This window comes from Massilia sp. Root418 (genome assembly GCF_001425265.1).
In the GTDB taxonomy this organism is placed as follows: domain Bacteria; phylum Pseudomonadota; class Gammaproteobacteria; order Burkholderiales; family Burkholderiaceae_D; genus Rugamonas.
In genome coordinates this window covers 1-15226 of sequence record NZ_LMEC01000003.1, presented here as the reverse complement: position 1 = coordinate 15226, position 15226 = coordinate 1, and the positions used below count along the sequence as shown (strand labels likewise).

Below are 15226 nucleotides of genomic sequence, written 5' to 3'. Positions count from 1 at the left end.
ATGAACCTTCGCTTCCCCAAGCGATGGCGGCCCGCTGCAAGCCTGGCGGCGATGCTTCTCGCATCGCCCGCCCTGGCTGCAGCCGCCGATGCACCCGTGCCGCAGTTGCGCAAGCAGGGCACGGCGATGCAGCTCATCGTCGACAACCAACCCTTCCTCGTGCTCGGCGGCGAGCTGCACAACTCCTCCGCCTCCCATCTCCCTTCGCTTCAAAAGCTGTGGAAGCCGCTGCAGGACGCGGGCGTCAACACGGTGCTGGCCCCGGTGCAATGGGACCAGGTGGAACCGCAGGAAGGCCGCTTCGATTTCACCGTGCTCGATGGCATGCTGAAGCAGGCGCGCGCCAGCAACAGCCGCTTGATCCTGCTGTGGTTCGGCGCATGGAAGAACTCCATGTCCACCTATATGCCGGCCTTCGTCAAGCGCGACCAGCAGCGCTTCCCGCGCGCGCGCAACCGCGCCGGCGAGGCGCAGGACATCCTGTCTCCGTTCAACGCCGCCACGCTGAAGGCCGACGCGGCGGCCTTCGCCGCCATGATGGCGCACCTGAAGCAGGCGGACCCGCAGCGCACCGTGCTGATGGTGCAGGTTGAAAATGAAATCGGCATGCTGCCGGACGTGCGCGACTACAGCACGCCGGCCAACGCGGCCTACGCCGGCCCGGTGCCGGCGCAGCTGACGGCCTACCTGGCCGCCAACCGCGCCACCCTGCATCCGATGGTGCGCAAGTTGTGGGAAAGCCACGGTAGCCGCGGCGCCGGCAGCTGGGGCGAAGTGTTCGGCGACAGCATCGAAGCCCAGGAAGTATTCCAGGCCTGGTACTACGCCGCCTTCACCAACGCGCTCGCGGCGGCGGGCAAGGCCGCCTACGGCTTGCCGATGTTCGTCAACGTGGCGCTGAACCGGCCCGGCAAGAAGCCCGGCGAGTATCCGAGCGCGGGCCCGCTGCCGCACCTGTTCGACATCTGGAAAGCCGGCGCACCGGCAGTCGACATCCTGGCCATCGACACCTACTTTGCCAACTTCGCCGAGTGGGCGCGCCAGTTCAAGCGGCCGGACAATCCGCTGTTCGTCCCGGAGGGCAACCGTATCGGCCGTCCTGAGTTGGGCGCCAATGCCTTCTTCTCCATCGGCGAACTGGACGCCATCGGCTACTCGCCGTTCGGCATCGAGGACATCGAACGCGCGCCCACCGATCCGCTGCGCGGCGCCTATGCGCTGCTCCGGCAGATGACGCCGCTGATCATGCAGGCGCAGGGCAAGGGCGTGATGCGCGGCTTCAAGGCCGATGTGTCCTACGACGGCGTGGTCGATCCCACGCCGGCCAAAGTGGCGCTGGGCGGCTACCAGCTCGAAGTGAGCCTGGCCAACCAGTGGGGCAAGACCGAGAGCGTGGAGTTTGAAGGACGCGGCGGGCTGGTTATCCAGACCGGCGAGGACGAATTCGTCGTCGCGGGCAAGGGCATGACGGTGACTTTCCGCGATCCGGGCGGGCCGGATGCTCCCGGCGCCACGGTCGGCATCGAGCAGGCCACCGAAGGCACGTTCAAGGACGGCGTGTGGCAGGAGGGGCGCTGGATGAACGGCGACCAGACCCACCAGGGCCGCCACATCCGCCTCGACGGCGACCGCTGGTCCGCGCAAAAGGTCAAGCTCTACAAATTCCGCTGACACGGGATTGAATTCCTGGCAAGCGCCGCAACTTGCCAGGAATTCCATCACCTCACGTGCGGACATGTTCAAATTGCTGGCCGGCTTCAGCGCTCCCCGAATCGACTATCCCTTTGCACGCAGCGACGTGGCCATGTACGCCAGCGTGCTGTCGGCCGCCGACGGCGCTGCGCCTGCGCTGGTGGACCGGCAGACGTGGGACGACATGCTGCTCGACCAGTACGCCGGCCGCCTGGCGCGCGGCACCAGCATCTTCGGCCAGCAGGAGCTGCACCGCCGCCTGCACAGCGGCGCGGTCCCCACAGGTTCCGGCGCCGGCACCGTTGCCCGCTTGCGCGCGCTGGCCGACGAATCCGCAGCCGCCGCGCTGCAGACCGCCTGCGCGGACCTGCGCTGCGCCGAGGCCGAAATCGCCGAATTGCTGTTTGGCGCCGGCCCGGCCCCCGCGCCGCGCTGGACTCGCTGGCTCAAGTGGCTGCCGCCCGCCTTCCTGCTCTCGCTGCCCCTGACATTGCTCTGGTGGCCGCTCAGCGTGCTGGCGCTCTGCCTTTGCGCGCTGCTGATGGCCGTCCAGGTCACATACTACGACCGGTCGCAGCAATGGGAGCGCCTGGTGCGCACGCTGCAATTCCAGCTGCGCGCCCACAGCCTGCTCGGCACGCTCTCCGCCGGCGTCCCCGCCGCCGCTTCGGACATTGCCGCCGCGTTCCGTCCGGGCGTGGCGCAAGCCGGCAAGCTGAGCCGCCAGCTGGGCCGTTCGCCGCTGGAGCGCCTGGTGCCCGCGCTGAAGGAATACGGCGAGTGGATCGGCCTGTCCAACATCCGCCGCTACTTCGCCGGCCGCGACCTGTTCCTGGCCAACCGCGCCTTCCTGCGCAACAGCTACCGCATGGTCGCCGGCCTCGATGCCGATCTGGCCCTGGCACGCGAACTGCGCACCGTGCCGGTGGCCTGCTGGGCCGCGGCGTGCGGACCCGGGGAGGCCTTGCAGCTGGACGGCGTGGTGCATCCCCTGCTCGAACCAGCCATGCCGCTCACGCTCGGCCTGGGCGAAGACGGCAAGGGCGCCTTCATCTCCGGCAAGAACGGCATCGGCAAAAGCACCTTGCTGCGCACCCTGGGCCTGAACCTGGTCACCGCGCGCGCCTTCGGCTTCTGCTACGCGCAGCGCGCCAGCGTGCCGCTGCTGCCGGTCTACTCCAGCATGCAAAGCGAAGACTCGCTGGCCGGCGGCGAAAGCCTGTACATCGCAGAACTGCGGCGCGCGCATGAGCTGCTGGCGCTGGCCTGCGCGGGCCGCGCCGTGTTCATCATCGATGAAATCTTCCGGGGCACCAACCACCTGGAATCCGTCTCCGCCGCCGCCGCCGTGCTGGACACGCTGGCCCAGCACGGCACGGTGGTGGTGTCCTCGCACAACCTCGTGCTGGCGCCCTTGCTGGCGCACCGCCTGGCGCCGCTGTGCGTCTGCGCCGACGACGGCCGGCTGCATGTGCGTCCCGGCGTGCTGGCTCATACCAACGGCCTGGCACTGCTGGCCCAGCGCGGCTTCGGCCCCGCCATCGAATCGAAAGCCGGCAAAGTGCACGCCTGGTTGGGCGACTACCTGGCCCACCCGGCGGACTGCGGCCACGTGCTGGCGGGCGCCGTGGAGCCGGCTAGTGCGGAACGCGGATGACGGTCTTGCCGCGCGCGTGGCCGGCGGCGACCTTGTCGAGCGCGCTGCGTACCCGGTCCAGCGGATATAGCGCATCGATCACGATGTGCAGGCGCCCGGCGCGGAACAGCGTCACGGCTTCGCGCAGCGCATCGGTGGCGTCGGCGAAGAAGACGGCTTCGCCGTGGCGGCCATCGCGCGGCGCGATCGCGAAATCGACGATGCTCGCCAGCGTGCCGCCCGGCCGCAGCACCTGCCAGGAGCGCGCCAGCGTGTCGCCGCCCACAGTGTCCAGCACCAGGTCGAAGCCGGACAGGCGCGTGAAGTCGTCGGTGCGGTAGTCGATCGCGTCGTCGGCGCCGAGTTGCCGCACCAGCTCCAGGTTGCCGGCCGACGCCGTCGCCGCGACATGGGCCCCGGCCAGCTTGGCCAGCTGCACCGCGAAGCCGCCCACACCGCCGGCGCCCGCATGCACCAGCACGCGCTGGCCGGCCTGCAGTTTCCCCGTGCCGAACAAGGCCTGGTGCGCGGTGCCGAAGCCGGTCGGCAGGGCGGCCGCCTGCTCGAAGCTCATCTCGTGCGGGATGGTCACCAGTGAGGCGGCCGTGGCCAGCGTGTACTCGGCGAAGGCGCCGCCGGCGCCCGGAGGCTTGCGGCCAGCCACCCTGTCGCCCACCTGCAGGCCTGCGGCTTGCGTGCCCACCGCTGCCACCACGCCGCTGAAATCCGTTCCCGGAATGTAGGGCAGCGCGGCGGGGAAGACCTGCTGCATATACCCGGCGACCATCTTCACGTCCAGGGGATTCACCCCGGCGGCTTCGACGCGCACCACCACCTCGTCCGCCGCGTGCGGCGGCAGGGCGGTCTGGTGCAGCGCGGTGCCGGCGGTGGCGCCGAACTGCTCAATCATTGCTGCTTGCATGGTGTCTCCTGTCGCCTGGTTCATAGGGCAGGGAAGCGGCCAAGCTGGAGGAACAGGCCGAACCAGTCTTCCATGTGCCAAGTGGTGGTGATGCGTTCGCCGTCGAGCTCATGGAACTCGTGGATGCGGAAGCTGACCGCCTTGCCGGTGGGGGCGATGCCGAACAGTTCGCCCCGGTGGGTGCCGCTGATCTCGCCGCGCACGGCGATCTTGCCGGGCAGCTGGACCAGGTCCTGGATGGTGATCTTCACGTCGGGCAGCGCCGCGATGAAGCTGCGGATGATGGGCTTCAGGCCTTCCGGCCCCGGGCCCTGGCCTGGTGCCAGCGGGATGTCGTTCCAGTCCGGCGTCACTGCGGTGTCCAGCAGGTCCGGGTCTTGTTGGTTGAATGCGGCGTACAGCCGCTCGACCGCGCGGCGCTCGGCGGCCAGGCGGCTGTCGGGCTGTTGGGATAGGTTCTGGTTCATGGCTTCCTCTGGTGGTGCGCCGGCACTTGCGGCGCTTGAGGACATTATGGGGACGCGCTAAAATCCATCCAACAAATACAGCCTATATCGCAATATACAAAATATGGATTTCAATGGGGTGGACCTGAACCTGCTGGCGGCGTTCAACGCGCTGATGCAGGAACGCAATGTGACGCGCGCGGCCGCCAGGGTCAACGTCAGCCAGCCCGCCATGAGCGCGGCGCTGGCGCGCCTGCGCACGCTGCTCGGCGACCGCTTGTTCCAGCGCAGCACCGGCGGCCTGCTGCCGACACCGCGCGCCTACGAGGTGGCGGAACCCATCGCGCGCGCGCTGCTGCAGATTGAAACAGTCTTCGCGCCCGCCGCGCAGTTCGCACCGCACAGCGCCGCGCTGACCTTTACCGTGGGCGTGTCGGAGTACCCGGCTTTTGTGCTGCTGCCGCAGTTGCTGGGTGCGCTGGCGCAGGAGGCGCCGGGCGTGCGTGTGGAGGTGCAGGCCTTCACCGGCCGCGACGAGGCGGTGGCGCTGCTGGACGCCGGCAAGGTGGATGTGGCCATCGGCGTCGCGCCGACGGTGCAGGAAAGCCGCATCCTGAGCCGCGAGCTGCTCCGCGACCGCTTCGTTACGCTGGTGGCCAGCGGCCAGCGGCGCGCGCACAAGAAGATGGACCTGGACGCTTACCTCGCCCTGGGCCATGTGCTGGTGTCGCCCGAGGGCAATAGGCACGGCCTGGTCGACCAGGTCCTCGCCGAGCGCGGGCTGAAGCGCGACGTACGGCTGACGCTGCCGCACATGTTCGCCGTGCCCGCCATATTGCGCCAGACTGGCTACACCGCGACCTTGCTGCGGCGGGTGGCGCTGCACTCGGCGCAGGCCGGCGAATTGCTGATGTTGCCGCCGCCCGTGCCGCTGCCGGACATCGCCTTCCACATGATCTGGCACCGCCGCAACGACAGCCAGGCCGCGCAGCGCTGGCTGCGCGATCTCATGGTCCGCACCAGCGGACAGTTCGCGCGCGAACCATGAGATGCCGGCGGCCCGTGCCGCTTATTTCAGGCGCAGCCAGAGCCGGGTGAGGCCGTACATGAGCAGCAGCATGCACAGCCAGGCCGCGTAGACCACCGCCAGCGAGGGCTGGTAGCCGTCAGGGATGCGCGGGACGGGGCCGTTGAATTCGGGCACGGCGCCGAAACGCAGATGGAAGTAGATGTTGCCCAGCATGTGGATCAGGGCCACATGCACGGTATAGAAGAACAGCGGCGTGCGGCCGAACAGCTGCACCCAGCCGGCCGGCCGCACGCGTTCGAACGCGGCCAGCAGCGCCAGGCCCAGGCTGCCCGTTACCAGCAGGTACTGCAGCGAGGGCGGGTATTTGTGCACGCGCATGAAGGCCATCAGGTCGAACATCCAGCCGCGCCCCTGCACCGACCAGGGCTCGGGATCACCGTACACGTTGGCGGCGCGCAGCAGCAGGAAGGCCAGCAGCAGGCCAGCGGCCGCGACCAGCAGGCGGCGCTGGCGCTGGCGGGCGGGAACGCCGGCGGCGAACCAGGGTCCGATCGCGTAGCCGGCCGCCATCAGTCCCAGCCAGGGCAGCAGCGGGTACACGAACAGGATGCCGAAGCGCTCGCTCAGCGGGTGGTAGCCGCCCTGGTGCAGGGCCTGCCAGACCGGGCCGCCGGGCCGCCAGGTATCCAGCGCGTTGTGACCGCAGATCAGCAGTGCCGCCACCAGCGCGACTGCCCAGCGCGGCAGCCACACCAGCACGGCCAGCAGCAGCATCCCCATGCCGAGCGCCCAGATCACCTGGAGCACGATGAGGTAGTAGCCGAACTGCCAGCTGAAGTTAATCCAGGTTACTTCCAGCAGCAGGAGCAGGAGGCCGCGTGTGGCCAGGTGGCGTGACAGCGCAGATAGCGCCGGCCCCGCCGCCGCAGCGCCGCAGGCGCTCCTCGCACCGCGCAGCCAGGCGGAGGTGCCAGCCAGCAGGACGAACACGGTGGCGCACACATGGGTGATCCAGCGGGTCCAGTACCAGGCCGGCGTGGTGGACGCCAGGTCGTCCGGCGCGAACGCTGCCGGGCCGAAGAAATCGCGCGTGTGATCCAGCGCCATCAGCACAACCACCACCCCGCGCAGCATGTCGATGGAGGTGAGCCGGGCCGTGGCGGCAGCGGTCATGGGGCGGCTGTACGGCGGCGCACCGCGGCCATGCCGACCACGCCCAGCCCGCCAAGCAGCATGCCCCAAGTGGCCGGCTCCGGCACGGCGTACACAACCGCGCTGCCGATCAGCGACAAGGTCCCGGTAGCAGCCTCGTCTTGCGAGACCAGCACGCCGGACAAGGTGAAGTCGCGCGCGCCGCTCTGCTTCAGCTCCGTGAAGTCGCTGGCCGAGCTAATGGCATGGTCCGATAGCAGCGTGAGATTCATGAAGGTGCGGGTGTAGGCGTAGGTCGGCTTGTCCACCTTCAGTTCGGTATGCCCCAGCACCGTGAACTCCACCAGCGTGTTCGGTGTCAGGGTGAACAGCAGTTCCTGGATGCCGCTGGCCAGCAGCTGCCGGCTCGACTGGCTGCTCAGGGCCATGCCTTCCGTCGTCACCAGCGCCGATGCATGGCCGTAGCGGTCGCTGTAGCTGATGGGCAGGCCGGCCGTGTCCTTGAGCTGGTCGTTAGGGGTGTAGTAGATGCTGCTGGTAAGGCTGGCGCCGCCCGGCGTGTAGTTGAGCAGCGGGGCGATGCCATCCTGCGGCGCCAGGTCGATCAGGCGGTATTCCCAGGAACCGATGTTTAAACTGGCGTTCTGTGCTGCCGCCGCATGGCCGCCTGCCATCGCCAGGCCGGCGAACGACAGCGCGCGTAGCAGCGCCGGGCCGGCCTGGCGCCGGCGCAGCGTAAGGCAGCCCAGCACCGCCAGCCCGGCCAGCAGCAGGGCCCATTCGGCCGGCTCCGGGACCGGGCTGACTGCGCCCAGCGCAGGCACGGCCGGCGCGCTGGCGGTGGCGCGCGCGCTCATGGTGAAGTGGCCGACCAGGCTGGTGGCGTCGCTGCGCACGCTGCCATATAGCGTTCCTTGCGCAGTGTCGGGCAGGCCATTCTCCCTGGTGCGCAGCGCGCCGAAGGATCGCCTGCCGTTTTCCAGCTCATTTTGGAACTCCACCCGGCTGTGCGCATAACTGCCTTCCGGCACCACGCCGACGGCGGCCGTCATCATGGTGATGAGCGCAGTGTTGGGCGACAGCGTGTATTTCAGATGCCAGCTGGCGACTGCCTGGAATTGCGCGCCGGGCAGGCCCACCTGCGCGGCGCTGCTCAGGGCGTCGGTGGCGACCCGGGTCTCGGTGTAGCCGCCGGCGCCTGGCTGGTACAGCACCCCGTATTCCTCGGAATAGCCGTAGACATAGCTGTCCGGGGTGTGCTGGTCGTATGACATGCCCGGTTCGGCGTCCGTCAGGCTGTCGAACACCATGGAGGGCGTGACGCCGTCGGAGGGATTGAGGTCCACCAGCTGGAATACCAGCCCGCCCAGCGATGCGCTGGCTGATCCAGCCAAGGCGCCTGCGGGCGCCAGTGCTGCCGCGCATGCTGCTGCCGCGCATGCCGCCATGCGTGCGAATGTTGCCGCTTTCATGTTTGCCCCTTATTGTTAGTAAAAATTATTTAACATTAAGAAATATGCAACCAATCCAGCTCACATTAGAGCACGTTTTGTTCAGCCATCCAACGGCCGTGTGGCGCGCGCGCAGCGCTCAGTCCTGCTTGAGCGGCTTGTTCTTGTCGATCACTTCGCGGCAGTCGCCCTTGATGATGGCATTGTCGTAATTGGTCCAGCCGTAGCTGTCCACGTAGCGCTTGTGCTGCTTGAACTTGGCGCTCAGGAAGCTCCACTCCAGCCGCTCGCCCTGGTAGCGGATGTCGGCCATGTCGAGCAGGGTGTGGAACATGTTTTCCGTCGCCAGCCGCGCCTTCTTGTGCTTGGCCAGCTGCTGGACCTTGTCCGGGTAGCGTTCGCCGTACTGGTCCGAATACCAGACGAAGGCGGGCACGTGGAATTCATACTGCGTGTTGTGGCCGTGGAAGGCCAGGCGGCAAGTGCCGTCGTACAGGGTCTGGCCGTGGTCGGCCACATACAGCATGGACGCGGCGGCCTGCTGCGCCTTGAGCGTGCCGATCACCTGCGCCAGGAACCAGTCGGTGTAGAGGATGGAGTTGTCGTAGCTGTTGTTGAGCTGCGGCTTGATCTTCAGGTCGGTGTAGGCCGGCTTGTTGATGCCGTACAGCGAGGGCTGCCACTTGTCGAACTCCTTTGGATGGCGCTGGCTGTAGTTCCAGTGGCTGCCCAGCGAGTGCAGCACGATCAGCTTTTTCGGCGCCGGGTCCGCCAGCGCGTGTTTGAGCGGATCGAACAGCACCTGGTCGAAATTGGAGTTGTTGGTGAAGCCGCCCAGGTTCAGGAACTGGATCACGTCCGCTTCCTTGGCGAACACGGAAACCGGCGTGTCGAACTGGCCGAAGGAAATCTGGTTCGACAGCCAGTAGGTCTTGAAGCCGGCTTCCTTGTAGGCCGTGATGAAGGATTTTTCCGCGAAGCCGTCCTTCAGGCTTTGCATGGCGGGCTTGCGCGAAATAATGACCGGCACCGACAGCCGCGTGGCCGAAACCGAGGTGATCACGTCACGCAGCGCCACCAGGTTGCCTTCCTTGGCCAGCAGCGGATTGGTCTCGCGCGTGTAGCCGTTCAGGCTCCAGCGGTCGTAGCGCGACGATTCGCCCAGTACCATCACCACCACTTGCGGCGCGTCGTTGCCTTCGGCCTGGCGCGCGTGGAAGGTGAAGCTGCTGCTGGTGCGGCCCAGTTCGGCCAGGTGCTGGCGCTCGTGGTAGAAGTCCACGCCGCGCGCCATCAGGCCGAACGGCCAGGTGTTGGCGAAGGCGGCGAAGTCCACCGGCACCTTGGCCCACCAGGCCAGCGGCGCGAGCTTCCAGCCGCTGCGCCCGGCCGCTGCAACGGCGCCGGTTTCCGAGGCGCTCGCTGCTTCCTCCTCTTCGGCGTCCTCCACTTCGGCCGACGCGCCGTCGCCGAAGCCGGAGGCGTGCACGCTGGCCGCCGGGGCCGATGCCGGGGCCGATGCGTGCTTGACGGCCGGTTTGCCGGCCACGCCGAACTCCCAGCCATAGCCGGCCACGCAAGCCAGCGCCGCCACGATGCCCAGCGCCACCCAGCGCGACACGTCGCTCCAGGCCAGCGCGCGCGTCTTGACCGCCACGTACCAGGCGGCACCGAACCAGACGATGACGCCGGCCAGCACGGCTGCCATCAGGTAGACCGTGCGGCCCAGGAATTCCATCGCCTCCTTGGGACTGGTCTCGGCAATGATGCCCAGGTGGTGGGTGGAAATGCCCTGGCCGTAATACACAATCAGATAGACCTCGGTGGGCAGCGCCAGGAAGGCCGGCAGCAGCAGCCAGTGGAACCAGGCGGGGCGCTTGAACACTGCCCACACGGCGATCCACGCCACCACTTCCATGCCCAGCGTTTGCCACGGCGCGTCCACCGGCTTGCCCAGCAGCAGGGGCACGAAGGGCACGGCCGACAGGGCCAGGTAGCTCAGCAGGAGGAAAGCCTGGGCGCCCAGGGAGGCGCTGGCGGGAGGGGCGGTGGGGCGAAACAGAAGACGCATGACACGGAAAATGAAAAAAAGTTGCCCATTATCCGGCCCTTTGCGCCGCGCGGCGAGCGCTTTATTGCCGCCGGCCCGGCCCGCCCTAGCAGAGCTGGCCGTGGAAAGGGTCGCTGACGGTGCCGTTGCGGTAGTCGATGCCGCTGAAGGCGGCATACTGCGCCAGCGTGCGCTCGCTGCCCAGGCCGCAGGCGCCGGGCAGGCCGTCGCCGCACAGCAGGCGTTTCAGGCGCTCGGCCGCGCGCACCGTCAGGTAGGCGCCGCTGAAGGCGCGCAGCCGGTCCACCTCGCCGTGCCAGTGGTGGCTGTCGTGCGGCGTGTTGGGCGCCTTGTACAAGTGGTACAGGGGCACGTGCAGCGGGTGGTAGATGTCCCAGCCGCGGGTCCAGGCCCGCACCGCCAGGCTTTGCTCTTCGCCGTGGAAGTATAAATAGGGGTCGTACGGCACCTCGTCGACAAAGCTGCCGTGGCAGAACACGAAGCCGCCCGCGATGTGGCAGGCCGGCACCGGCCGGTCGGTGAACAGGTGCCTGGCGATGAAGCGCAGCACCACATCGCCGCCGGGGACCAGCGGGGTGTCCGGATGCGGGCGCAGCACCAGCACGGTCTTGCCCTCGGGCGGGGTATAGTGCGGCACGCCGTCCACCATGTCGAAACGGTAGGGGTAGGTGCTCAGCACGGGCTTGGGCGCCAGCTCCAGCAGCTGGCTGTGCTGGCGCCGCAGCGACTCATCCCAGCCCGGCTCGAAGCAGGTGTGGGAATCGATCTGCAGCAGGTACTGCTCGCCGTCATATAAAGAGAAGGCCAGGTTGCGGGCCCAGCTCACGCCCAGCGTGTCCTGCACCTGCACGTGCACATAGCGCACCAGGCCGGCGAACGGCAGCGCGGCGATGGCGGCGCGCTGGCTGGCATAATGCTGGTCCACCACGGCAAAGCGCAGCCGCTCCGGATGGGTGGCCTTGGCCACCGCCTCGTTGAGCGTGAAGAACAGCATGGGATCCAGGTAGGAGGCCAGGCTGACGAAGATATTCTGGTTCGCCATGGTGGAAATGGTAACAGTTTCCCCACTGCAGGTATGCTGCCGAAATGCCGCAGTGGCAGGCTTCCCGGCGGCGAAAGGGTTTGACTGCAGGTGTTTACCGGTCTATACTCGCGAGTTCTCAATTTACTCTGCGCATCGTATACGCATTTTGCAGGCCGCTCCTGGTGGGTGGCTGTTCGTGCCCCGGTGAAGCAAGTTGAGACTAGGTTTTAGCCCCCGGACGCTTGTCCGGGTTGTCAACGGTAGTAATTTTGTTGGATTAACAACGATGCCAACCATCAATCAATTGATTCGCAACCCACGCGTTTCGCTGCGCGTGAAGAGCAAATCGCCGGCGCTGGAAAACAGCCCGCAAAAACGTGGCGTTTGCACCCGTGTGTACACCACCACCCCTAAGAAGCCTAACTCGGCACTGCGTAAAGTCGCCAAAGTGCGTCTGACCAACGGTTTCGAAGTGATTTCGTACATCGGCGGTGAAGGCCACAACCTGCAAGAGCACAGCGTTGTTCTGCTGCGCGGCGGTCGTGTAAAAGACTTGCCGGGTGTGCGTTACCACATGGTTCGCGGTGCACTGGATACCCAGGGCGTTAAAGACCGTAAGCAAGCTCGCTCGAAGTACGGTACCAAGCGCGCAAAAGCTGGCAAGAAGTAATACAAAAAGCACATGTATCGGTCGTACTGACCGAGTAAGTGGACCACTATGATGGTGATCCGCGAGCTGCGGAACATATCGCCGCACGCTCAACTGAAGATTGAAAGGAATTGATATGCCACGTCGTCGTGAAGTACCCAAGCGCGAGATTCTGCCGGATCCAAAATTCGGCAACACCGATGTCGCCAAGTTCGTTAACGTGCTGATGCTGTCGGGCAAAAAGTCCGTCGCTGAAAACATCATCTACGGTGCTTTCGAGCACATCGCCGCCAAGTCCGGCAAAGATCCGCTGGAAGTGTTCGCTACCGCGATCAACAACGCCAAGCCGCTGGTTGAAGTGAAATCCCGTCGCGTCGGTGGTGCAAACTACCAGGTGCCGGTTGAAGTCCGCCCAGTGCGCCGTATGGCTCTGTCCATGCGTTGGCTGCGCGAAGCTGCGAACAAGCGCAGCGAAAAATCCATGCCACAACGCCTCGGCGGTGAGCTGATGGAAGCGGCCGAAGGCCGTGGCGGTGCAATGAAGAAGCGTGACGAAGTGCACCGTATGGCTGAAGCGAACAAGGCGTTCTCGCACTTCCGCTTCTAATAAAACTGGCCGGAATCTGGTGTTCCGGCCGTTTAATCATTTGTTCGAAGCCGGGCTCATTTTGGAAAAAATGGCGTCCGGTTTTGTCCATTAAAAGATTTAGGATCTATTATGGCCCGCAAGACCCCCATTGAGCGCTACCGCAACATCGGTATCTCCGCTCACATCGACGCTGGTAAAACCACCACCACCGAGCGCGTGCTGTTCTATACCGGTGTGAACCACAAGATCGGTGAAGTGCACGACGGCGCCGCCACCATGGACTGGATGGAGCAGGAACAAGAGCGCGGCATCACCATTACTTCCGCAGCGACCACCTGCTTCTGGAAGGGCATGGCGAACAACTTCCCTGAGCACCACATCAACATCATCGACACCCCGGGCCACGTTGACTTCACCATTGAAGTTGAACGCTCGATGCGCGTGCTGGATGGCGCTTGCATGGTTTACTGCGCAGTGGGCGGTGTACAGCCTCAGTCGGAAACCGTATGGCGTCAGGCCAACAAGTACAAAGTGCCACGTCTGGCCTTCGTCAACAAGATGGACCGTACCGGCGCCAACTTCTTCAAGGTCTACGAGCAGATGCGCGCTCGCCTGAAGGCCAACCCGGTCCTGATCCAGATCCCTATCGGCGCTGAAGACAACTTCAAAGGCGTGATCGACCTGGTCAAGATGAAAGCCATCATCTGGGACGACGCGTCCCAGGGCATGAAGTTCGACTACGTCGACATTCCTGCAGAGCTGGCTGACTCGGCTGCCGAGTGGCGCGAGAAGATGGTGGAAGCCGCTGCCGAAGCGACCGAAGACCTGATGAACAAGTACCTGGAAGAAGGCGACCTGACCGAAGCCGAGATCAAGAAAGCGCTGCGCGACCGCACCATCGCTTCCGAAATCGTTCCTATGCTGTGCGGTACCGCCTTCAAGAACAAGGGCGTACAGGCCATGCTGGACGCCGTGATCGAGTACCTGCCATCGCCAGTCGACATCGAAGACGTGACCGGTACCGACGAGCACGAAGAGCCTGCATCGCGTAAAGCTGCCGACGACGAGAAATTCTCGGCGCTGGCCTTCAAGATCATGACCGACCCGTTCGTCGGCCAGCTGGCCTTCTTCCGCGTGTACTCCGGCGCCATCAACTCGGGCGACACCGTGTACAACTCGGTAAAAGGCCGCAAAGAGCGCCTGGGCCGTATTCTGCAGATGCACGCCAACCAGCGCGAAGAGATCAAAGAAGTGCGCGCCGGCGACATCGCCGCTGCGGTGGGTCTGAAAGACGTGACCACCGGCGAAACCCTGTGCGATCCATCGTCGATCATCGTGCTGGAACGCATGGTGTTCCCAGAGCCAGTGATTCAGCAGGCTGTTGAGCCGAAGACCAAAGCCGACCAGGAAAAAATGGGTCTGGCGCTGAACCGCCTGGCACAGGAAGATCCGTCGTTCCGCGTGAAGACCGACGAAGAATCCGGCCAGACCATCATCGGTGGTATGGGCGAGCTGCACCTGGAAATTATCGTTGACCGTATGAAGCGCGAATTCGGCGTGGAAGCGACCGTTGGTAAGCCACAGGTTGCCTACCGCGAAACCATCCGCAAGGTTTGCGAAGAAATCGAAGGCAAGTTCGTCAAGCAATCCGGTGGCCGCGGCCAGTACGGCCACGTGGTTCTGAAGATCGAACCGCAAGAACCGGGCAAGGGCTTCGAATTCGTTGACGCGATCAAGGGCGGTACCGTTCCTCGCGAATACATCCCTGCAGTGGAAAAAGGCGTGCGCGAAACGCTGCCTACCGGCGTGCTGGCCGGCTACCCAGTGGTGGACGTGAAGGTAACGCTGTTCTTCGGTTCGTACCACGACGTGGACTCGAACGAAAACGCGTTCCGCATGGCTGCTTCGATGGCCTTCAAGGACGGCTGCCGTAAAGCGGCTCCAGTCATCCTGGAACCAATGATGGCAGTGGAAGTGGAAACGCCGGAAGACTACGCCGGTACCGTGATGGGCGACCTGTCGTCCCGCCGTGGTATGGTGCAGGGCATGGACGAAATCCCAGGCGGCGGCGGCAAGATCATCAAAGCCGAAGTGCCTCTGTCGGAAATGTTTGGTTACTCGACCACCCTGCGTTCCGCAACGCAAGGCCGTGCAACCTACACGATGGAATTCAAGCACTACTCGGAAGCGCCTAAGCACGTAACCGACGCAATCGTTACCGCTAAAGCGAAGTAAAATAATGAATTGACCGGCCGAGGGGTGATCCCTCCGGCCGGGCAACTTTAAATCTTGTTCTAAGGAAGAATAAAATGGCAAAAGGTAAATTCGAGCGGACTAAGCCGCACGTCAACGTTGGCACCATCGGTCACGTCGACCACGGCAAAACCACCCTGACCGCAGCAATCGCAACCGTTCTGTCGAAGAAATTCGGCGGCGAAGCTAAAGCTTACGACCAGATCGACGCAGCACCAGAAGAAAAAGCACGCGGCATTACCATCAACACCGCGCACGTTGAGTACGAAACCGCTTCGCGTCACTACGCGCACGTTGACTGCCCAGGCCAC

At 65.2% G+C, this 15226-nt stretch carries 13 protein-coding genes; 7 read left to right on the top strand and 6 right to left on the bottom strand.

Annotated features, from left to right (window positions below; all coding sequences use genetic code 11):
- Positions 1–1671: a DUF5597 domain-containing protein gene (locus ASC94_RS06570; protein WP_056392527.1), complete on the top strand. Its 1671-nt coding sequence runs from the start codon at positions 1–3 to the stop codon at positions 1669–1671.
- A gap of 64 nt (positions 1672–1735) precedes the next feature.
- Complete coding sequence (locus ASC94_RS06565; RefSeq protein ID WP_082616310.1) at positions 1736–3349, top strand: hypothetical protein; 1614 nt, start codon at positions 1736–1738, stop codon at positions 3347–3349.
- On the opposite strand, the gene ASC94_RS06560 is transcribed toward ASC94_RS06565, so the two are convergent.
- Together ASC94_RS06560 and ASC94_RS06555 are read right to left on the bottom strand one after the other, a co-directional pair.
- Positions 3330–4250 carry an NADP-dependent oxidoreductase gene (locus ASC94_RS06560; protein WP_056392526.1) on the bottom strand — a complete coding sequence of 307 codons (921 nt, stop codon included), beginning with the start codon at positions 4248–4250 and terminating at the stop codon, positions 3330–3332. The genes ASC94_RS06565 and ASC94_RS06560 overlap by 20 nt on opposite strands.
- Positions 4251–4270: 20 nt before the next feature.
- The gene (locus ASC94_RS06555; RefSeq protein ID WP_056392524.1) at positions 4271–4717 is read right to left on the bottom strand and encodes an ester cyclase; all 447 of its coding nucleotides are present in this window, start codon (positions 4715–4717) and stop codon (positions 4271–4273) included.
- Between the two features lie 103 nt (positions 4718–4820).
- Here ASC94_RS06555 and ASC94_RS06550 point away from each other — a divergent pair, with 103 nt between their 5' ends.
- Positions 4821–5744: a LysR family transcriptional regulator gene (locus ASC94_RS06550; RefSeq protein ID WP_056392522.1), complete on the top strand. Its 924-nt coding sequence runs from the start codon at positions 4821–4823 to the stop codon at positions 5742–5744.
- Between the two features lie 21 nt (positions 5745–5765).
- Here the strand turns inward: ASC94_RS06550 and ASC94_RS06545 are convergent, their stop codons facing one another.
- The 4 genes from ASC94_RS06545 to ASC94_RS06530 all read right to left on the bottom strand — a co-directional run bounded on the left by ASC94_RS06545 (position 5766) and on the right by ASC94_RS06530 (position 11442).
- On the bottom strand, positions 5766–6899 hold the full coding sequence (locus ASC94_RS06545) for a DUF1624 domain-containing protein (RefSeq protein WP_056392519.1): 1134 nt from the start codon (positions 6897–6899) through the stop codon (positions 5766–5768).
- Entirely contained in the window at positions 6896–8350 is a 1455-nt protein-coding gene (locus tag ASC94_RS06540; protein ID WP_082616308.1) for an FxDxF family PEP-CTERM protein, read from the bottom strand. The genes ASC94_RS06545 and ASC94_RS06540 overlap by 4 nt, the downstream gene beginning before the upstream one ends.
- A 118-nt stretch (positions 8351–8468) precedes the next feature.
- Complete coding sequence (locus tag ASC94_RS06535) at positions 8469–10400, bottom strand: phosphoethanolamine transferase (protein ID WP_056392514.1); 1932 nt, start codon at positions 10398–10400, stop codon at positions 8469–8471.
- A gap of 85 nt (positions 10401–10485) precedes the next feature.
- Entirely contained in the window at positions 10486–11442 is a 957-nt protein-coding gene (locus tag ASC94_RS06530; RefSeq protein WP_056392513.1) for a GlcNAc-transferase family protein, read from the bottom strand.
- A gap of 268 nt (positions 11443–11710) precedes the next feature.
- Here ASC94_RS06530 and rpsL point away from each other — a divergent pair, with 268 nt between their 5' ends.
- The 4 genes from rpsL to ASC94_RS06510 form a co-directional block, all read left to right on the top strand.
- Positions 11711–12094 carry a 30S ribosomal protein S12 gene (gene rpsL, locus ASC94_RS06525; RefSeq protein ID WP_056392507.1) on the top strand — a complete coding sequence of 128 codons (384 nt, stop codon included), beginning with the start codon at positions 11711–11713 and terminating at the stop codon, positions 12092–12094.
- A gap of 115 nt (positions 12095–12209) precedes the next feature.
- Positions 12210–12680 carry a 30S ribosomal protein S7 gene (gene rpsG, locus ASC94_RS06520; RefSeq protein ID WP_008444271.1) on the top strand — a complete coding sequence of 157 codons (471 nt, stop codon included), beginning with the start codon at positions 12210–12212 and terminating at the stop codon, positions 12678–12680.
- A gap of 111 nt (positions 12681–12791) precedes the next feature.
- Positions 12792–14897, top strand: coding sequence for an elongation factor G (fusA, locus tag ASC94_RS06515; protein WP_056392506.1), 2106 nt, complete (start codon positions 12792–12794; stop codon positions 14895–14897).
- A gap of 74 nt (positions 14898–14971) precedes the next feature.
- Positions 14972–15226, top strand: a 255-nt coding sequence (locus ASC94_RS06510) for a GTP-binding protein (protein ID WP_229417188.1), incomplete at its 3' end; no start/stop codon positions are given.